General features: G+C 73.5%; 19 protein-coding genes and 1 tRNA gene. 11 read left to right on the forward strand and 9 right to left on the reverse strand.

The features are described from left to right. Positions 1-123: 123 nt before the first annotated feature. Positions 124-309 (reverse strand): hypothetical protein, encoded by a 186-nt coding sequence (locus tag ACIPAE_RS03925; protein ID WP_328463621.1) that lies wholly within the window; start codon positions 307-309, stop codon positions 124-126. Positions 310-588: 279 nt separating this feature from the next. Between ACIPAE_RS03925 and ACIPAE_RS03930 the strand changes: the two genes are divergently transcribed. Beyond that, the gene (locus tag ACIPAE_RS03930) at positions 589-2,007 is read left to right on the forward strand and encodes a family 2B encapsulin nanocompartment shell protein (RefSeq protein WP_329369795.1); all 1,419 of its coding nucleotides are present in this window, start codon (positions 589-591) and stop codon (positions 2,005-2,007) included. A gap of 164 nt (positions 2,008-2,171) precedes the next feature. Here the strand turns inward: ACIPAE_RS03930 and ACIPAE_RS03935 are convergent, their stop codons facing one another. The 3 genes from ACIPAE_RS03935 to ACIPAE_RS03945 all read right to left on the reverse strand — a co-directional run bounded on the left by ACIPAE_RS03935 (position 2,172) and on the right by ACIPAE_RS03945 (position 5,024). Further along, positions 2,172-2,930, reverse strand: a complete 759-nt coding sequence (locus ACIPAE_RS03935; protein ID WP_329369793.1) for a DUF4239 domain-containing protein — start codon at positions 2,928-2,930, stop codon at positions 2,172-2,174. A gap of 21 nt (positions 2,931-2,951) precedes the next feature. Continuing rightward, positions 2,952-3,074, reverse strand: a complete 123-nt coding sequence (locus ACIPAE_RS03940) for a hypothetical protein (RefSeq protein WP_402442751.1) — start codon at positions 3,072-3,074, stop codon at positions 2,952-2,954. A 1,404-nt stretch (positions 3,075-4,478) separates the two neighbouring features. Continuing rightward, positions 4,479-5,024: a flavoprotein gene (locus ACIPAE_RS03945; protein ID WP_366412055.1), complete on the reverse strand. Its 546-nt coding sequence runs from the start codon at positions 5,022-5,024 to the stop codon at positions 4,479-4,481. Between the two features lie 282 nt (positions 5,025-5,306). On the opposite strand from ACIPAE_RS03945, the gene ACIPAE_RS03950 reads away from it, so the two are divergent. The 3 genes from ACIPAE_RS03950 to ACIPAE_RS03960 all read left to right on the forward strand — a co-directional run bounded on the left by ACIPAE_RS03950 (position 5,307) and on the right by ACIPAE_RS03960 (position 6,542). Continuing rightward, positions 5,307-5,564 carry a DUF6400 family protein gene (locus tag ACIPAE_RS03950; protein WP_329369787.1) on the forward strand — a complete coding sequence of 86 codons (258 nt, stop codon included), beginning with the start codon at positions 5,307-5,309 and terminating at the stop codon, positions 5,562-5,564. Further along, positions 5,548-5,790: a hypothetical protein gene (locus ACIPAE_RS03955; protein WP_366412056.1), complete on the forward strand. Its 243-nt coding sequence runs from the start codon at positions 5,548-5,550 to the stop codon at positions 5,788-5,790. The genes ACIPAE_RS03950 and ACIPAE_RS03955 overlap by 17 nt, the downstream gene beginning before the upstream one ends. Positions 5,791-5,996: 206 nt before the next feature. Then, complete coding sequence (locus ACIPAE_RS03960) at positions 5,997-6,542, forward strand: hypothetical protein (protein ID WP_402442754.1); 546 nt, start codon at positions 5,997-5,999, stop codon at positions 6,540-6,542. Positions 6,543-6,686: 144 nt separating this feature from the next. Here the strand turns inward: ACIPAE_RS03960 and cyaB are convergent, their stop codons facing one another. Further along, complete coding sequence (gene cyaB / locus ACIPAE_RS03965) at positions 6,687-7,247, reverse strand: class IV adenylate cyclase (protein ID WP_329369780.1); 561 nt, start codon at positions 7,245-7,247, stop codon at positions 6,687-6,689. A 9-nt stretch (positions 7,248-7,256) separates the two neighbouring features. Continuing rightward, positions 7,257-8,102, reverse strand: a complete 846-nt coding sequence (locus tag ACIPAE_RS03970; RefSeq protein WP_402442757.1) for a helix-turn-helix domain-containing protein — start codon at positions 8,100-8,102, stop codon at positions 7,257-7,259. Positions 8,103-8,259: 157 nt separating this feature from the next. Here ACIPAE_RS03970 and ACIPAE_RS03975 point away from each other — a divergent pair, with 157 nt between their 5' ends. Both ACIPAE_RS03975 and ACIPAE_RS03980 read left to right on the forward strand, forming a co-directional pair. Then, positions 8,260-8,556, forward strand: coding sequence for a hypothetical protein (locus ACIPAE_RS03975; protein WP_402442759.1), 297 nt, complete (start codon positions 8,260-8,262; stop codon positions 8,554-8,556). A 100-nt stretch (positions 8,557-8,656) separates the two neighbouring features. Beyond that, positions 8,657-9,049 (forward strand): hypothetical protein, encoded by a 393-nt coding sequence (locus tag ACIPAE_RS03980; protein ID WP_402442761.1) that lies wholly within the window; start codon positions 8,657-8,659, stop codon positions 9,047-9,049. 346 nt (positions 9,050-9,395) lie between these two features. Here the strand turns inward: ACIPAE_RS03980 and ACIPAE_RS03985 are convergent. Then, positions 9,396-9,467, reverse strand: a tRNA-Val gene (locus ACIPAE_RS03985). Positions 9,468-9,686: 219 nt separating this feature from the next. Between ACIPAE_RS03985 and ACIPAE_RS03990 the strand changes: the two genes are divergently transcribed. Further along, on the forward strand, positions 9,687-10,928 hold the full coding sequence (locus ACIPAE_RS03990; RefSeq protein WP_329369772.1) for a hypothetical protein: 1,242 nt from the start codon (positions 9,687-9,689) through the stop codon (positions 10,926-10,928). Positions 10,929-11,114: 186 nt separating this feature from the next. Here the strand turns inward: ACIPAE_RS03990 and ACIPAE_RS03995 are convergent, their stop codons facing one another. Next, entirely contained in the window at positions 11,115-11,336 is a 222-nt protein-coding gene (locus ACIPAE_RS03995; RefSeq protein ID WP_328463643.1) for a zinc ribbon domain-containing protein, read from the reverse strand. Positions 11,337-11,433: 97 nt separating this feature from the next. Between ACIPAE_RS03995 and ACIPAE_RS04000 the strand changes: the two genes are divergently transcribed. Beyond that, positions 11,434-12,036 carry a phosphonate degradation HD-domain oxygenase gene (locus tag ACIPAE_RS04000; protein ID WP_366412061.1) on the forward strand — a complete coding sequence of 201 codons (603 nt, stop codon included), beginning with the start codon at positions 11,434-11,436 and terminating at the stop codon, positions 12,034-12,036. Positions 12,037-12,111: 75 nt separating this feature from the next. Here ACIPAE_RS04000 and ACIPAE_RS04005 read toward each other — a convergent pair whose 3' ends face one another. Next, a complete protein-coding gene (locus ACIPAE_RS04005) occupies positions 12,112-12,771 on the reverse strand; it encodes an O-methyltransferase (RefSeq protein ID WP_402442763.1) in 660 nt (219 codons plus the stop codon). A gap of 66 nt (positions 12,772-12,837) precedes the next feature. Here ACIPAE_RS04005 and ACIPAE_RS04010 point away from each other — a divergent pair, with 66 nt between their 5' ends. The 3 genes from ACIPAE_RS04010 (at position 12,838) to ACIPAE_RS04020 (ending at position 15,773) form a co-directional block, all read left to right on the forward strand. Beyond that, on the forward strand, positions 12,838-13,470 hold the full coding sequence (locus ACIPAE_RS04010; RefSeq protein ID WP_366412063.1) for a nucleoside/nucleotide kinase family protein: 633 nt from the start codon (positions 12,838-12,840) through the stop codon (positions 13,468-13,470). Between the two features lie 100 nt (positions 13,471-13,570). Then, positions 13,571-14,257, forward strand: coding sequence for a GntR family transcriptional regulator (locus ACIPAE_RS04015; protein WP_402442765.1), 687 nt, complete (start codon positions 13,571-13,573; stop codon positions 14,255-14,257). Between the two features lie 157 nt (positions 14,258-14,414). After that, on the forward strand, positions 14,415-15,773 hold the full coding sequence (locus tag ACIPAE_RS04020) for an MFS transporter (RefSeq protein WP_402442767.1): 1,359 nt from the start codon (positions 14,415-14,417) through the stop codon (positions 15,771-15,773). Positions 15,774-15,796: the final 23 nt, after the last annotated feature.

Here is a 15,796-nt window from a genome sequence, read left to right on the forward strand (position 1 = left end):
GGCGCGCTGACGCGCTGAGCGCCCGGCCGCACAGCCCGCGCGCGGCGCCGAGCGCCTCCGCGCCGGCCTGCGGCCCCTACGGCCACCCCGGTCCGCCTCGTCCCCGCCACCGGCCGCCGCCGATCAGCGACGACGCCGTCTGGACGACGGGTAGCTCCACCCCGAGCCGACCCCGGCCAGGTGCAGCGCGACGCAGAACGCACCGGCCAGCAGCAGGCTGAATGGCGTGAAACCGGCGTCCGTTCCGGTGCTGGTCGCGTTGACGATGTACCCGATGGCGAAGATGACAGCGCCCACGGCAGCAAGCATGTGAAGCCTCCTTGAAGCGGTCGGCGCCGGAGTAGGCGCCCCGAGCGCCCGGTCGGCGCCCTCAGACCCTCGCCTTCCCCCCAACCCCCATGCGACGCACATCAGTTCGCACCCCAGGGACGGATGCCCACGGAGCCGCACGGAACCGGACGGATCACCCCGGCCGGAGCCCCGCTTTCCAGAATTTCGGAAAGTATTCTCACTCGATCCGGCAATAGTCAGCACTCTGCGTACTGGAAAGAATTGGGCCGTATCAGCTCCTTACGGGAAGGACAGTCCATGTCGGTTGATGCGGGTCAGGACACCGCACAAGGCAATCCGCAGGACGCTCACGCGCGGACCAGTCTCGACACTGCCGCCGCGCGGAATCTGGCGACCACCACGAAGTCCACCCCGCAGATGCAGGGCATCTCGTCCCGCTGGCTGCTCAAAGTGCTGCCGTGGGTGCAGGTCAACGCGGGCACGTACCGGGTCAACCGCCGGTTGAGCTACGCGGTGGGCGACGGCCGGGTGACCTTCGTGAAGACCGGCTCCGAGGTCCGGGTCATCCCGCAGGAACTGGGCGAGATCGCCGCGCTGCGGTCGTTCGACGACGTGGCGGCACTCACCGCGCTGGCGGATCGTTTCGTCCAACGGGAGTACGCGGCGGGTGACGTGCTGGCCGAGGCCGGCCGCCCGGCGGACACCGTCTTCCTGATCGCCCACGGCAAGGTCGAGAAGATCGGCGAGGGGTCGTACGGCGAGCCCACCCAGCTCGGCTCGCTCGCCGACGGCGCCTACTTCGGCGAGCAGGCGCTGCTGGGCGAGGACACCTGGCAGTACACCTCCAAGGCCGCCACCGCGACCACGGTGCTGGAACTGCCGCGGCAGTCGCTGCTGTCGCTGCTGGATGCCGCCCCACCGCTGCGCGAACACCTCGACGCGTTCCGGGCGATCCCGACCCAGCGCACCAACAAGCGCGGTGAGGCCGCGATCGAGCTGGCCTCGGGCCACAAGGGCGAAGCCGCGCTGCCGGCCACCTACGTGGACTACGAAGTCAAGCCGCGCGAGTACGAGTTGAGCGTCGCCCAGACCGTGCTGCGGGTGCACAGCCGGGTGGCCGACCTCTACAACGAACCGATGAACCAGACCGAGCAGCAACTCAAGCTCACCGTCGAGGCGTTGCGGGAGCGCCAGGAACACGAGCTGATCAACAACCCCGAGTTCGGCCTGCTCAACAACGCGGACTACGACCAGCGCATCCAGCCGCACGCCGGGCCGCCGCTGCCCGACGACCTGGACGAGCTGATCAGCCGCCGCCGCAACACCCGCTACCTGCTCGCCCACCCGCGCACCATCGCCGCGTTCGGCCGCGAGTGCACCCGCGCGGGCATCTACCCGGACCCCGTGGAGGTGAACGGCTCCACCGTCCCCGGCTGGCGCGGCGTGCCCATCCTGAGCTGCAACAAGATCCCGGTCACCGAGGCCAGGACCAGCTCGATCATCGCCATCCGTACCGGCGAGGACAACCAGGGCGTCATCGGTCTCAACCAGACCGGCCTGCCCGACGAGTACGAACCCGGGCTCAATGTCCGCTTCATGGGCGTCGACGAGAAGGCGATCATCAGCTACCTGGTGACGACGTACTTCTCCGCCGCCGTGCTGGTGCCCGACGCGCTCGGCGTGCTGGAGAACGTCAACGTGTCCAACTGGCGCTGAGCCGTGCGGCGGAGCTGCCGCGGGGCCGTAGCCGCCGCAGCGCGCAGCAGCCGCGGGACCTAGCAACCGCATGACAGCCGTACCGAGAAGGGCGGTTCCCCCACCGGGCCTGGTGGGGGAACCGCCCTCTTTCACGTCTCACGGCTCGGCGGTCGCGCCGCCGCTCACTGCCGGAGCACGATCTCCCGGAAGACGCTCGCGCTCACCGACAGGCCGTCGCCGAACGGCGCGTCCAGGTCCCAGATCAGGAAGAGCAGGAACGCGATGAGCGCGCTGAACAGTCCGGCGAGGAGCAACTCCCTTCCGGAGCGCCGGATCTGCAACGTGAAGATCAGCCCGACCGTGACCAGCGCCCCGGTGATCAGGCCGAACCACACCATCCCCGGCATCGTGGCCCCGAGACTCTGCCCCCGGTTCGTCCTGGCCTGGTCCACGGCCGTGACCTGGTCCAGCAGCGGCTGGTACGCCTGCTGGCCGAGGTCGCTCTTCGGGTCGTACTGCGTGACGTCGGTACGCACCTTGTCCAGCAACTGCGTGGCCCTGGGCGACAGTTCGTCGTGGTTCCGCATGTACGGCCATTCCTTGTCGGCGACATAGGAGGCGTACGCGTCCACGTCCGCGCGCACCTGGTCCCGTACACCGGCCGGGTAGACCTGCACCCGGGCCTTGATCTCGTGCAGGGCCTGCGCCTCGGCGAGCACGTCCGCCTGGGCGCTGCCGCGGCCCTCCCACACGCCCGCGATGGCCAGACCGAGCACGATCGCGTAGACCACGCCGATCATCATGACCATGTACTCGATGACGTCCGGGGTCTCGGACGGGTCGTCGTCGTCGGTGATCCTGCGCTGTCTGAGCACCACGACACTGATCACCACGGCACACACCGCGGCCATCGCGATGACCAGCACCAACCACTGTGACATGGGTGAACTCCCCCTCTTTCGCTAGCGGTTCCTGCGGTAGGTGTTGGAGCCCGGCCGCAGTACGGCCACGGCGAGCAGGGCGGGCACGGTGGTGAGCAGCATCGTCTCCATCACGGTGCGGGTGTGCCGCGTCGGCTTGCGCACGGCCTTGGGCGCGGGGGTCGGCCAGGCCACGGGTTGCGGCGGCGCGGCGGCGGGGCTCGGGGTGGCCCTGGGAGTGGGGGTGGGGGTCGGTCGCGGGGTGGGGCTGGGTGGCGGGGGCGGTGGAGAAGCGGGCGGCGGTGCCACGGCCGCGCGGTGGGTGGGGGTCGGGGTGGGGGTCGGGGTCGGGGTCGGTTTCGGCTTCGGGGTGGGCGTGGGTGTGGGGGTGGGGGTCGACGGTGGCGGGGTCGTGGGTGGCGGAGTCGTGGGTGGTGGAGGTGGCGGCGGGGGCGGCTTCGGGTGGCAGGACGCCGGGGGGCGCGGGTGCCACAGCCAGCCCGACGGGAAGGTCCACGTGCCGGACCAGCCCCCGGTCCAGCTCCAGGTCCACGCCCAAGGCCAGTACCAGGGGCCGCACTTCAGCGGCCAGGGCGAGCCCGGGAACGGGCTCGGGTGCCGATGCGTCCGCGGCCGGCCGGCGTGGTGCGCGCCGAGCTCCCAGAACGGGGGCCGTACGTGGGCCGGTTGCCGCGGGTACGGCGGCTGGTCGGTCCGGTCGGGCACGACCTCGGGTGTGCCGACCGTCGGAACCGGGGTGGGCGGCGCGCTGGTCGCCGCGGGAGCCGGGGTACGGGCAGGGACCGTGCTGGGGACGGGAGTTGGGGTGGAGGTAGGTGCCGGCGTACGGGTCGGCGTCGGTGCCGATGTCGGCGTAGGGCTCGGCACGCGGGTCGGCGTACGGCTCGGCGTCGGGTCAGGTTCCGCCGACGGGTTCGGGCCGTCCGGTGTCGCCCGCGAGGGCGCGGTGGCCCCTGGGCCGGACCGGTCGGGGTGGTGCGGCCGGTCCGGGCGGTCCTGGGGCGCCGCCGGTGCGTGGTTCGCGTGTGCTGGGTGCGGCGCGTACGCCGCTGGGCCCGAGTGCCGGGAGGACGCCGGGCCGGGCGGCCCTGACCGTTCTCGCGCGGCGCCCGGGCGGGCTGGTGGATGGGAGGTCGTACAGGCGCGGGCCGCGCGTATGCCGTCGGGGCAGCCGGGTCCGGGGGTCGCGGCCGCCACGCCGCTCAGACCCCATGAACCCGCTGCCATCACCACGGCGAGCGCCGCCCACATCCGGGCGAGCCTCCCCCATGAAGTGCTCACCCCTCAATGCTTCGCAGCACCACCGCGCACACCCGCGCGAACCCTCTTCGTTCACCCGAAAGGGTCAGCAAATCCCTAAACGTGTCGGCGTGTCGCCCAACGCCCTTTCATCGGGGGGCCGTTACGGGGTGGGGCCGGGCACGGTGGGGAGCGGGTGCGTACGCCGGCGCCGCCCGCCGGCGCCGGGCGTCGCTCGACCGTTGCCGGCCCGGCCACCCGCCGCCCGGCCACCCGCTCCCGGCACCGCTCAGCGCGGGGCTCGCCCGCTCACCGTACGTCGCCCGCCGCGCCCAGCTCCTCCAGCAGCAGGTGCCACGGGTAGCCCACCGGGTCGTCGCCCTCCGGCGGGCCCGGCTCGAAGCCGCCCGGGCCGTGCAGCACCCGCACGCCGGCCAGCCGCAGCTCCCCCACCGACCGCTCGAACGCGGGATGCCGGGCGTACGCCGCGTTCAGGCAGGGCATCGCGATCAGCGGGGTGCCCTTGCCGATCGCCTCCGCGGCCACCCCGACCACGAACTTGTCGGTGATCCCGGCCGCCCACGCGTTGATCGTCGTGAAGGTCGCCGGGGCCACCACGACCACGTCGGCCGGCGGCCAGACGTCCGGCTGCCCGGGCAACTTGTACTCCCAGCGCACCGGGTGCCCGGTCAGCACCGCGAGGCCGTCCAGCGAGTCGCCCAACCACCGCGCCGCGGTGGGCGTCAGCCCGAGGCACACGTCCCACCCGGCCCGCTGCGCGGACTCGATCACCCGCGCCACGTCGAACACCGGAGGCGCGGCGGAAGCGAACAGGTACAGGGTTCGAGTGATCATGATCCCCACTCAACCGCCCCACCCTTCACTCCGCAACCACGCCCTCCGCCCGCGCGGAAGCCGTCATGAAATACGTCACACCGTCGCAAGCAGGGCATACCCGGCGGTCGGGGCTCGGGCGCGGCAACAGCCCCCGCCCGGCGACCGATCCGGGCGCGGCCGGCGCGGGGCCGAGGGAAGCCCCGCTCCGGACGGCTCCCGGGCCACCCCGGAGCCCCTTTCCCACCTCGCGGGCGCCTGGTACAGATGGTGAGGTTACCCCCGTACACCGGAAGTCTCGCCATGAACCAGGACAACACCACCGGCCTCATACCCTTCGCGATCGACCTGACCTTCGAGGAAGCCCGCCGCCGGGCCGAGGTCGTGGCCGCGCTCGGTCCGGACTGGGACCCGATGGCCGTCCTGCGGGGCGAGGACGAGGCGTACGCCCTCCTCTACTCGGACCTGGACGCCGACCAGCAGCGCACCTACGACCTGCTGGTGGCGGCCGGCGTCCTGCCGGGGACAGGGGAGGAGCCGGGCCGTGCGGCTGCCCATTGACCCGCACGCGGACATCGCCCGCCGCGCCTGGGTGGCCTGCCCCGTCTGCGACGACGCCCGCCACTGCGCGACCTGCGCGGCCCGCCGCAACTGCGGCGAGCACTGGCGCTACCTGCTCGCCAACAAGGGCCCGGTCATCCACCTCCAGTGCCCGCGCTGCACCCACATCTGGTCCGTGAACACCCGCCCCGGCACCACCCGCCCCACCGACGACACCCCGTTCTGACCCCCGCCCGCGGAAGAATCCTCACGGGGCGAGCCATAACGGGCACGGCGGCACGGGGCGAGCCGGGCGGCCGTCGACCCGACGCCACGGGGACCGGGCCGGACCGGTGCCGCGTCGGCGCGGAGGTGTGCCGCGGCGAATGTGGGTAGGGTTCCCGGGCCGCGGGGACGAGGGTGCGGCAGCGCGGATTCGGCCGGGGAGAGACTGTGGCGCTCTGGGATCAACTGCCCGCTCTGATAGGCGTCGTGATCGGTTCGCTCGGCTCGTACGCCGTGCAGACCTCGACCGAGCGCCGACGGTGGAGGCGGCAGCGGGAGGAGCGTTGGGACGAGAAGCGCTTCGAGACGTACGGCCGTTACGCCAACGTGCTCAAGGCGCAGTTGCGCGTCGCCCAGCGCATAGGCGCCGCCCTCGGATTCGCCGACGTGGCCGACCCGTTGCAGCCCGCCGACGGCCTCCCGCTCCTCGCCGACGCCGAGTCCCGCCGCGCGACGGAGTGGGAGTCCGTCCTGCTGGTCGGTGACGCGGCGACGATCGCGGCGGCGCGGCGCTGGCACGAGACGATCTGGACCATCGAACTCCTCGTACGGGAGGGGCCGGCGGACCCCGCGATGTGGACCAAGGCCCACGCCCTGGCGAGCGCGGCACGCGATGCCTTCTACGCGAGCGCCCGACGCGACCTCGGCATCGCGGGAGACCCGCCGCCCTCGGGTTCGTGGCCCCGGCAATGGCGAGCCGAACTCACCGGCTGAGCGTGGACCGGCCGCGGCACGTCGCCGAGGGGCGCTCCACGGCTCGAACGCGGACGGTACGGCGCCGACACGCACCGCGCGGCGCGCACCCGCACGGCCCCCGACGCCAATGGACCGGCCCCCGTCAACAGCGCGACGGGGGCCTCAGCCTTTCCGGCTGGCGGCAACCGCGTCGGTGTACTGCTCGGTGGTCAAGTCGCCGTCCTCGATGCCCAGCTCGACGAGGACCGCGCGTACATCGTCGAGCGCGGCGTCGACCTGGTCGTCCGGGACGATCGTCTCCAACTCGATCCAGTGCTGCCCGTCTACCTCCGGCACCTGCACGAGGGTGGCGAGCATCGAGCGGCCGTGCGCCTCAATCGAGTAATTCCGGCAGCGCTTCTCGAACTCGATCACGGGCGTGTACCCGAGGCCGCGCACGATCTCGTGCACCGCACTGGCGTCCGTGACGGCGGTCTCGGACTCCGGCTTGGAGCCGCTGGCGTCATCGACCCGGGCGCCCTTGTAAGTGAGGACCGTGCGGGTGCTGTCCGGGCCGTGGACGGTGCGTACCCGCAACTCGCGGTCCCCGCCGGTCAGCTCGCGGTCGGGGGTGTCGTAGTAGGTGTCGTGGTAGACCTCGGCGCGGCCGACCGCACGCTTCTCCAGCTCTGCGTGCACGTGCTCAGGATCGCGGACCCGCGCCTTCAGCTCTGCCTCGATCAACTGCCCCTCCTAGATGGTCCGCTCGGCATCGGCGGCGAGCGCGTCCAGCATCCTGCGGAAGCCGCCGTAGAGCGGGCCCGACGGCGTGTGCATCACCTTGTACACCGCAGACTCATGCCCCTCCCAGCCCGCGGTGAACGCGCTGACGTACATGGTGGTGTCCAGCCGGATGATTCGCCATGTGGGTAGCGAGCGGTACCGGTAGACCGCGAGTTGACGACCCGTGGCCAGCTCGCGCAGTCGAGCCTCGGCCAGACGGATACCCCCCGCCAGGGACTCGGCAGACTCACCGATCTCGGCCGCCCTGCCGGCGACCGCGGGCGCGTCCGGATCGAGCAGCAGCACCCGGACCCGTGGCGGCTCCCGGCGGGCGAGGCCGGGCCGAAGCAGGCTGTCGTTGAGAGCCAAGAGCCCGAGGCCACGCACCGCCAGGACGTCGATTTCCGCCGCGGTGGTGGCGTGCCGCTGGATCTCCTCGGCGGCCGCGGCCTGGGCCGAGTAGACCCTGACGACCTCGGGGAAGGCTGCGAGGTCGAACGCGGCGCCGCTGGCGCGCTGTTCGCGGGAGGGGGCGAGACCGAGCAGCCGGCGGGCGTCGTCCGGCATGCCGAGGCCGTCGGCGACGCGCTCGTACACGTCGAGCCGCGAGATCTCCCGGCGGCCGTTGATCACCTCGTTCACCCGGCCCTGCGTCATGTCGACGGCGGCCGCAATCCGGGCCTGACTTGCGCCGGTGTGCTGCTGGACCGCACGGAAGATGGCGGCCATGTCTCGGCCGCGCAGCGCCTCGCGCACGTCGGCGCGCTGCCAGGCCCAATCAGGCATTGCTACCTGGGTGTTCGCTGCTGTGGCCACCTCGGCTCCGCACGGTTCACGGCGGGATCGGAATGTATCCCACGGTGAGATTACCGCTCGGGTATCGAATCGCGACGCACGGTCACGGAACCTTGCAGCAGAAAGCCCCGCGCCCCGCCACGGTCCGGGGTGTGGCCACGCCAGCAAGGGGCGCAGCATGCGGCAGTCCACGGTTCGGCGGTCCGCCGTCGGACGTCTGCTCGATGGGGAGCTGCGTATCCCGCGGGTGCGGTCACTGGAAGCGGCGTGCGGCGAATTGGCCGCGCGTCCGCTCGACGTCACGCTCGCCGAGATCCGCCAGGCCCTCGAAGGGCAGGTCGGTGGCGAGGGCAGGCGGCGCCTGCACGTGCTCGTCAGCACCCTGTACCACCGCGCCGGCGCCTCACTGGACCTCACGATCGCGCTGCGCACCGAGATCGAGGCGGCACCGGCCGCCCCACCCACCGAGGAGTGATCACCATGTCCTGTGGCGTTGCCCGCTGCCGTAAGGGCGGCTGCACCACCGACCCCAAACCCACCACCCCGCCCACCGGCAACCCGACCGAGTCCTGACGATGTCGACCGCCCCCGCAGGAATCCACCACGCCCACCCGCCGGTCGTGTGCTGCTCGACGACGCTCCTGCTGCCGCTGAGCACGCTCGCCGCCGCCGTGCGGATGACCGCAGACTCCAGCGCCGTCGACAAGGCCGTGCAGTGCTGCCTCCCCCACGAGACCGGCACCCACTACGGACTCGTCGCCGAGATCGACCCGACGCATGCCGTGTGGGCCGTGTGGCGACGAGACGGCAGCCCGCACCTCCGAGTCCTCGCCGACTGCCCCGAAACGAGCCCGGACCGGATGGACGGCTGCGCCCTGTACGCCCGACACCGCGGCCCCCACACCTGGCAGACAAGCAGCACCAACCACACCCCGCCCCGCTCCGTCATCACCGTCCCGCCCCGATAGCTGCCGCGGTTGGTCCCGCGGCACGGCCGCCCGACGTCAAACGGGCGACCACCGGCCCCGGCGCACACGCCGACCCCTGCCGCGCCGGGGCCACCCACCACCAGCCACACAACCCGAGGACCGGCCTTCGTCTCCGTGGGAGACGGGGGCCGAGTCGTGCCCGAGACGGGCGCGCCGACCTGCGGAGTGGCCATGATCACTTGGGAGACATCCGGGGGACGTCCAGGGAGAAGCAAGTTCCAGAAGAGGGGTAGCGGGTTCCAGCAGAATCCGGGAAAAGCGAAGGGCCACGTCGGGGGCAACGCCCTGACCTGGCCCTTCGTCACATTCCGGGTGGTGCACGGGGTGGGCGTGGACGGTTTCGAACCGCCGACATCCGCCTTGTAAGGGCGGCGCTCTACCACTGAGCTACACGCCCCCGGGGTTTGCGACGTCACAGGTTACCCCGGGGTGGGGCGTGCTCGGCAAGCGCGGCGGGCCGGGCGGCGGGCCGGGGCGGGCCCGGCAGCGAGGCTCGGTCTGGAGCCGGCGGGGCCGGAGCGCGGGCGCGGGGAAAGGGGGCCGTGTGTTCGGGCCGGGTGGGTGGGAGGATGGGGCGGACGACAGTGAGCAGCGAGCGCGGGGAGAGAGTGTCACTGTGACGACGGCACGTTCGTGGTGGCGGCGCGGCGACGACCTGCGTGCGGAGGCCCAGGCGGCGAAGGACGCCGCGGCCCAGGCGTTCTACGACCTGGACACGGCCCAGCGGGACCTGGAGATCTCGATAGAGACGATCTCCGCGGTGGACGACACCCCGCAGGCCAGGCGGGCGCTGGACGGTTTCCGGGCACTCGGCGAGAAGATCGACCGGGTCAGCGGCGCCTACATCGCGACCGTCGACGCCCACGACATCGACCGGGACGACCTGGACCACGCGGCGGCCTCGCGGGCCGTGACCGAGCTGACCCGGGCGAAGGACGACCTGACCAACGCGAAGACCGAGCTGGAGCGGTACCAGGCCGGCCTCGCCCCGCTGCTGGGCAAGGCCGAGACGCAGCTCGCCCAGCTGGCGCCGGCCCGGGAGCGGGCCAAGCAGTCGCTGCTCGCGGCGAGCCAGGCGCTGGACGCGGTGCGCGCGGCGGGGCTGAAGGCCGACGCGCTGGCGGCCCGGCTCGCCTCGCTCGGCCCGGAGCTCACAAAGCTCAACGAGGGCGCGAGCAAGCACGGCGTACGGGAGACGGTCCGGCGGGCCGACGAGATGCGGCGCACCGCGGAGGCGGTGAGGGCCGAGGCCGAGCGGCTGCCCGAGCAGGCGAAGGAGATCGACAAGCGGCTGGTGTCGCTGCGTACCCGGGTGCAGGCACTCGGCACCCGGGCGGAGGGGGTGGCCCCCGTGCTCAGCGAGTTGCGGCGCCGTTTCTCCGCCGCCTGCTGGCAGGACCTGCAGGCGGTGCCGGATCAGGCCGCGCAGGCGGTCCGGCTCGCCGAGCAGGCACTCGCCGAGGCCCGGGTGGCTCGTACGGAGCAGCGCTGGGCCGACGCCACCTCACGGCTGGCGACCGTACGTACGCAGATGGACGACGTGGACGGCGCCGTGGCCGCCGCAGGGGATCGGCTGCGCCGGCTCAACGAGGTCAGCAAGGACCCGACCGGCGAGGTGGAGAAGACGCGGTTCGCGATTCGTGACGCGCAGCGGCTGGCGATGCAGGGGCGGAGTACGCCCGAGCCCCGGCACGCGCGACCGCTCGACGAGGCGGTGGCCCGGCTCGACCGCGCCGTGGGCGCGCTGGAGGGGCGGCACCCCGATTACTGGGCGTTCCTCACGGAGACCGCGGCGGTGCGCGACACGGTGAACCGGGTGGTGTCCAATATTCGGGAGGACCGCGCGGCGGGGCGTTGACGGACCCCCCGACTCGGGTCAGGCCGCCGTCCCGGGACCACCCGCCGGGCTGGGCCGGTCGCGCCGTTCCTGCCCAGAGCTTCGCCTGGGTGGGAGTGCCCCCGGGTGCCTTGAGGCCCCCCCACGCGTCCCTGAGCAAGTGCGGGCACTCCCCCGGGCACCCCGGGCGACCCCGGGGGGACGGGGTCAGCCGCAGCAGCCGCCTCCGCAGCAGCCTCCTCCGCCGGAACCCCCGGAGGGCCCTGCGGGGGAAGGGGAGGACGAGGAGGCGACGGAGACGGTGGAGAGAAGCTTGACCGTGTCGGCGTGGCCGCGGGGGCAGGGCGCGGGGGCGTCGGACTGGGACATGGGGCGGCGCATCTCGAAGGTGAAGCCGCACGCCTTGCAGCGGTACTCGTAACGGGGCATGCCCTCAGGGTAGCCGGAGCCGTGGGCGGGGTCGGCGTTCATCCACAGGTAACCCGGGTGACGCCGAAGGACCGCCCAGGTGTGGCATCTTCCGGCCATGGACACCGCCCCCCTCGACGCGCTGGAAGCGCTCTTCCTCGGCGCCGGCGCCGACCAGTACCTCGGCGAGGACGTCACCCAGGCCCAGCACATGCTGCAAGCGGCGGCACTCGCCGAGGCCGACGGCGCCCGGCCCGCGCTGGTGGCCGCGGCGCTGCTGCACGACATCGGCCACTTCCACGGCACCGTGAGCGGCGAGGAGTGGCTGGAAGGCACCGACAACCGGCACAGCCACACGGGCGCGGACCGGCTCGCCGCGTGGTTCGGCCCGGACGTCACGGAGCCGGTACGGCTGCACGTGGCCGCCAAGCGGTATCTGTGCCGCGCCGAACCCGGCTACCACGACAAGCTCTCCGCCGAGTCGGTGCGGACCCTGGCGCTGCAGGGCGGCCCGATGACGGTCGCGCAGGCGCGGGCGTACGAAGCCGAGCCGTACGCCCGCGACGCGGTGACGCTGCGCCGCTGGGACGAGCGGGCGAAGGACCCGGCCGCGCAGGTGCCGCCCTTCGCCCACTACCGCCCGCTGCTGGCGGCCCTGCTCAGGCCCGAGACGCCCGAGACGCCCGAGACACCCGCGATGCCCGAGACGCCCGCCTCGTAAGCCCGCGCGCCGGGCCGCCGCCATCCGCCATCCGCCGCCCGCCCCGCCCCACCCCGCTCCGCTACCCCCGCCACCTCACCGCTTGCGGGCCAGCGTCGTGCCGTCCGCGACCGTCAGCAGCACGTCGTCGACCCGGTCGTCGGCCCGCACCCGGTCGTTGAACTCCCGGATCGCCGCGGCCCCGCCGCCCCTGCCCAGGTCGGTGACCTCGCCGTGGAAGAGGGTGTTGTCGACCACGAGGAGGCCGCCGGGGTTCATCCGCGGCACCAGCTCCTCCCAGTAGTCGACGTAGGAGCCCTTGTCGGCGTCGAGGAAGACCAGGTCGATCCACGGGCCGTCCGGCAGCGCCCGCAGCGTCTCGATCGCGGGGGCGATCCGCAGGTCGATCCGGTCCACGACGCCCGCCTCCGCCCAGGCCGCGCGCCCCACCGAGGTCCACTCCTCGGAGACGTCGCAGGCGATGACCCGGCCGCCCTCCGGCAGCGCCGCCGCCATCGACAGCGTCGAGAAGCCGGTGAACGTGCCGACCTCCACGATCTGGCGGGCCCCGGTGAGCCGGACCAGGAACTCCAGCAGCGGGCCCTGCTCCTGCGCCGTCTGGAGCCCGGCGGAGTCCGCGAACCGACGGTGCGTGGTGTCCACCAGCGCGCGCTGGGCCGGGCTCAGCGGCGGGTTGTGCGCGAGGACGTACGCGTACAACTCCGGGGTGAGCGGGGGGTTCTTCGTCTCGTACAACGTCTTCTCCCGTGAACGGTGTCTGGCTCGGGCCCACCCCGGGGCCCGTCGCCCTAGGCTGTCCGGATGCTCGTCGATGACGTGATCGCCTTGGTACCCAGCATCCCAGGCCGCCGAGCCCTGCTCGGGTTGGCGGGCGCGCCGGCCGCCGGGAAGTCGACGCTCGCGCAGCGACTGGTCGGCGGCGTCAACGGCCGGCTCGGCGCGGACACGGCGGCGTACGTGCCGATGGACGGATTCCACCTGTCCAACGCCCAGTTGGACCGGCTGGGGCTGCGCGGGCGCAAGGGCGCGCCCGAGACGTTCGACGTCGACGGGTACGTGCACCTGCTGCGCCGGCTGCGGGCGATCCGTGAACGGCCGGTCTACGCGCCCGGGTTCGACCGGCGGCTCGACGAGCCGGTGGCCGCCGCCCTGGTCGTCCCCGCCACCGCGCGGCTCGTCGTCACCGAGGGGAACTACCTGGCCGACGACGGGGCCGGCTGGTCGGAGGTCCGCGACCTCCTCGACGAACTCTGGTACGTCGACACGCCCCGGCGGCTGCGCGAACGCCGGCTGCTGCACCGGCACGTAGGGGGCGGGCGCTCCCAGGACGAGGCGATCGCCTTCATCGCCGACAGCGAGCGGCCCAACGCCCGACGGGCCGAGTCCGGCCGCGCCCACTGCTCCCGCGTCATCAGCGCGGAACGGGGTGCCTGACCCCGACCCCGTTCCGGCGGCGCCCGACCGGCTCCCGCGATGCCCGCCCGACTCCCCGAGATCTCATGGCCCATACATGTATCCATGCTAGGGTGCATGTATGGATACCCCACCGCCCGACTCCGCGCACCGCCAGGACCGGCCCGTCTCGGCCGCCGAGCGGGCCTACGCCGACACCAAGGAGCGGATTCTCGCCGGCGACCTGCCCGGCGGCAGCCTGATCAGCGAGGTCGAGGTCGCCGACCGGATCGGGCTGAGCCGCACCCCGGTCCGGGCCGCCTTCCTGCGCCTGGAGAGCGAGGAACTGCTGCGGCTGATCCCCAAGCGGGGCGCGGTCGTGGTGCCGGTCCCACCGCACGAGGCCGCCAACGTGCTGGAGGTGCGCGAGGCGCTGGAGTGCGCGGCGGTCCGGCGGCTGCTGGCGGGCGACGACGACCGGCTCGCCGAGGCCGTCACCCTGCTGCGCCGCCGCCTGAGCGAGCAGGAGGCACCCGCCCGGGACCTGGACGTCGACACCTTCACCCGCCTCGACCAGGCGTTCCACCTCGCGATCGTCGCCGTCTCGGGCAACAGCCTCGCCGAGCGGTTCTACGCCTCCCTCGGCGACCGGCAGCGGCGGATGGCCGTCCACGCGCTGCGGCCCCGGCCGGACCGGCTGAGCGTGCTCGCGCGGGAACACGAGGCGCTGGTGCGCCACATCGCCGCGCGCGACGAGACCGCCTTCGCCGCGGCGCTGCGCCGCCACCTCGACGACACCCACCGGGCGCTGGACGGCGGCGACCGCTGACCATGCGAAGGACCGCGCACAGCACACCGGCGGCAGCACGGCGGAGCCCGACGGCGCCCGCACGAACAGCACTCGCACGAACGGCACCCGCACGAACAGCGTCGGCACGAACGGCACCGAGCGCCGCAGAGCCCACCACGCGGAGCCGAGCGGCCCGATGACCGCGACCACCGCCTCCAGCGCCTCCACCGCGACCACCGGGGCCACGCGCGCGACGACGCCCCGCGCCGCCCGCCCGCACGGCTGGCGGCAGGCCGCCGCCGGGCTGGTCGCCTGCGGGTGGGGCGGCAACCAGTTCACCCCGCTGCTGCTGATGTACCGGCGTACGGACGGCTACTCGACGGTGACCGTCGACGCGCTGCTCGGCGCGTACGTGGTCGGTCTCATCCCCGGCCTGCTGATCGGCGGTCCGCTCTCCGACCGCTGGGGGCGGCGGCCGCTGATGATCGCCGGCACGGCGCTCTCGCTGCTGGCCAGTGCCGTCCTCGCGGCCGGGTCGCTCGGGCTCGGCCCGCTCGTCGCGGGGCGGCTGCTGACCGGCGCCGCCGTCGGGATCGCGATGGCCGTGGGGTCGAGCTGGGTGAAGGAGCTGTCGCAGGCCCCCTTCGACCCCGGCGCGGACCCGGGCGCGGGCGCCCGGCGCAGCTCGCTGGCGCTCACCGCGGGCTTCGGGATCGGTCCGGGCGTGGCCGGCGCGCTCGCCCAGTGGGGTCCGTGGCCCACCGCGCTGCCCTACCTGGTCCATGTGGCGGTCGGCGGTGCCCTGTTGGCGGTCATGCTCGGGGCACCCGAGACCCGGAAGCGGCCGGCGGTCCGGCCGGAAGCGGCCGGAGGGCTGCCGACCAGAGGACGGCGAGGGCTACGCGTCGCAGGGCTGCGGGCCCGCGAGTTCCTGGCCGATCTGAGGGTCCCGGCCGCCAGTCACCGCCGCTTCCGGCGGATCGTCCTCCCCATGGCGCCCTGGGTGTTCGGGTCCGCGGGCATCGCGTACGCCGTGACACCCCAGCTCGTCGACGCCCGGGTCGGCAACTGGGGCCTGGCCTACGCCACCGCGCTGACCGTGCTCACCCTGGGCATGGGAGCCGTCGTCCAGCCCCTCGCGAAACGGCTCGGCGCCCGGTCGAGCGTGCCGGCGATGTCGGCCGCCATGGTGCTGATGGCGCTGGGCATGGCCGTGTGCGGGCTGGACGCCCACACCCGCTCGCCGTGGCTGGCGCCGGTCGGCGCGCTGGTGCTGGGCGCGGGCTACGGGATCGCGATCGTCTCAGGACTGGTGGAGATCCAGCGCATAGCCCGCCCCGACGACCTCGCCGGGCTCACCGGCGTGTACTACGCGGCGGCGTACGCCGGCTTCCTGCTGCCGACCGTGCTCGCCGCCGCGTCGTCCGTCGTGGGCTATCCCGTGCTGCTCCTCGCGCTGGCGGTGCTCGCGGTCGGCTGCCTGGCGGTCATCCTCGCGAACTCCCGCGTCCCGGCGGTTCCGGGCCCGCTCCCGCCACGGCGCCCCGGGCTGTGACGCGCGGCCGGCAGCGGGCGCCG

The organism is Streptomyces sp. NPDC087270, from assembly GCF_044744625.1.
GTDB lineage: Bacteria > Actinomycetota > Actinomycetes > Streptomycetales > Streptomycetaceae > Actinacidiphila.

Bases quoted from the DNA above. Each gene is read 5' to 3' on its own strand.
- ACIPAE_RS03925 (WP_328463621.1), bottom strand. From the start codon at position 309: ATGCTTGCTGCCGTGGGCGCTGTCATCTTCGCCATCGGGTACATCGTC.
- ACIPAE_RS03930 (WP_329369795.1), top strand. From the start codon at position 589: ATGTCGGTTGATGCGGGTCAGGACACCGCACAAGGCAATCCGCAGGAC.
- ACIPAE_RS03935 (WP_329369793.1), bottom strand. From the start codon at position 2,930: ATGTCACAGTGGTTGGTGCTGGTCATCGCGATGGCCGCGGTGTGTGCC.
- ACIPAE_RS03945 (WP_366412055.1), bottom strand. From the start codon at position 5,024: ATGATCACTCGAACCCTGTACCTGTTCGCTTCCGCCGCGCCTCCGGTG.
- ACIPAE_RS03950 (WP_329369787.1), top strand. From the start codon at position 5,307: ATGAACCAGGACAACACCACCGGCCTCATACCCTTCGCGATCGACCTG.
- ACIPAE_RS03975 (WP_402442759.1), top strand. From the start codon at position 8,260: ATGCGGCAGTCCACGGTTCGGCGGTCCGCCGTCGGACGTCTGCTCGAT.
- ACIPAE_RS03980 (WP_402442761.1), top strand. From the start codon at position 8,657: ATGTCGACCGCCCCCGCAGGAATCCACCACGCCCACCCGCCGGTCGTG.
- ACIPAE_RS03995 (WP_328463643.1), bottom strand. From the start codon at position 11,336: ATGCCCCGTTACGAGTACCGCTGCAAGGCGTGCGGCTTCACCTTCGAG.
- ACIPAE_RS04000 (WP_366412061.1), top strand. From the start codon at position 11,434: ATGGACACCGCCCCCCTCGACGCGCTGGAAGCGCTCTTCCTCGGCGCC.
- ACIPAE_RS04010 (WP_366412063.1), top strand. From the start codon at position 12,838: ATGCTCGTCGATGACGTGATCGCCTTGGTACCCAGCATCCCAGGCCGC.
- ACIPAE_RS04015 (WP_402442765.1), top strand. From the start codon at position 13,571: ATGGATACCCCACCGCCCGACTCCGCGCACCGCCAGGACCGGCCCGTC.
- ACIPAE_RS04020 (WP_402442767.1), top strand. From the start codon at position 14,415: ATGACCGCGACCACCGCCTCCAGCGCCTCCACCGCGACCACCGGGGCC.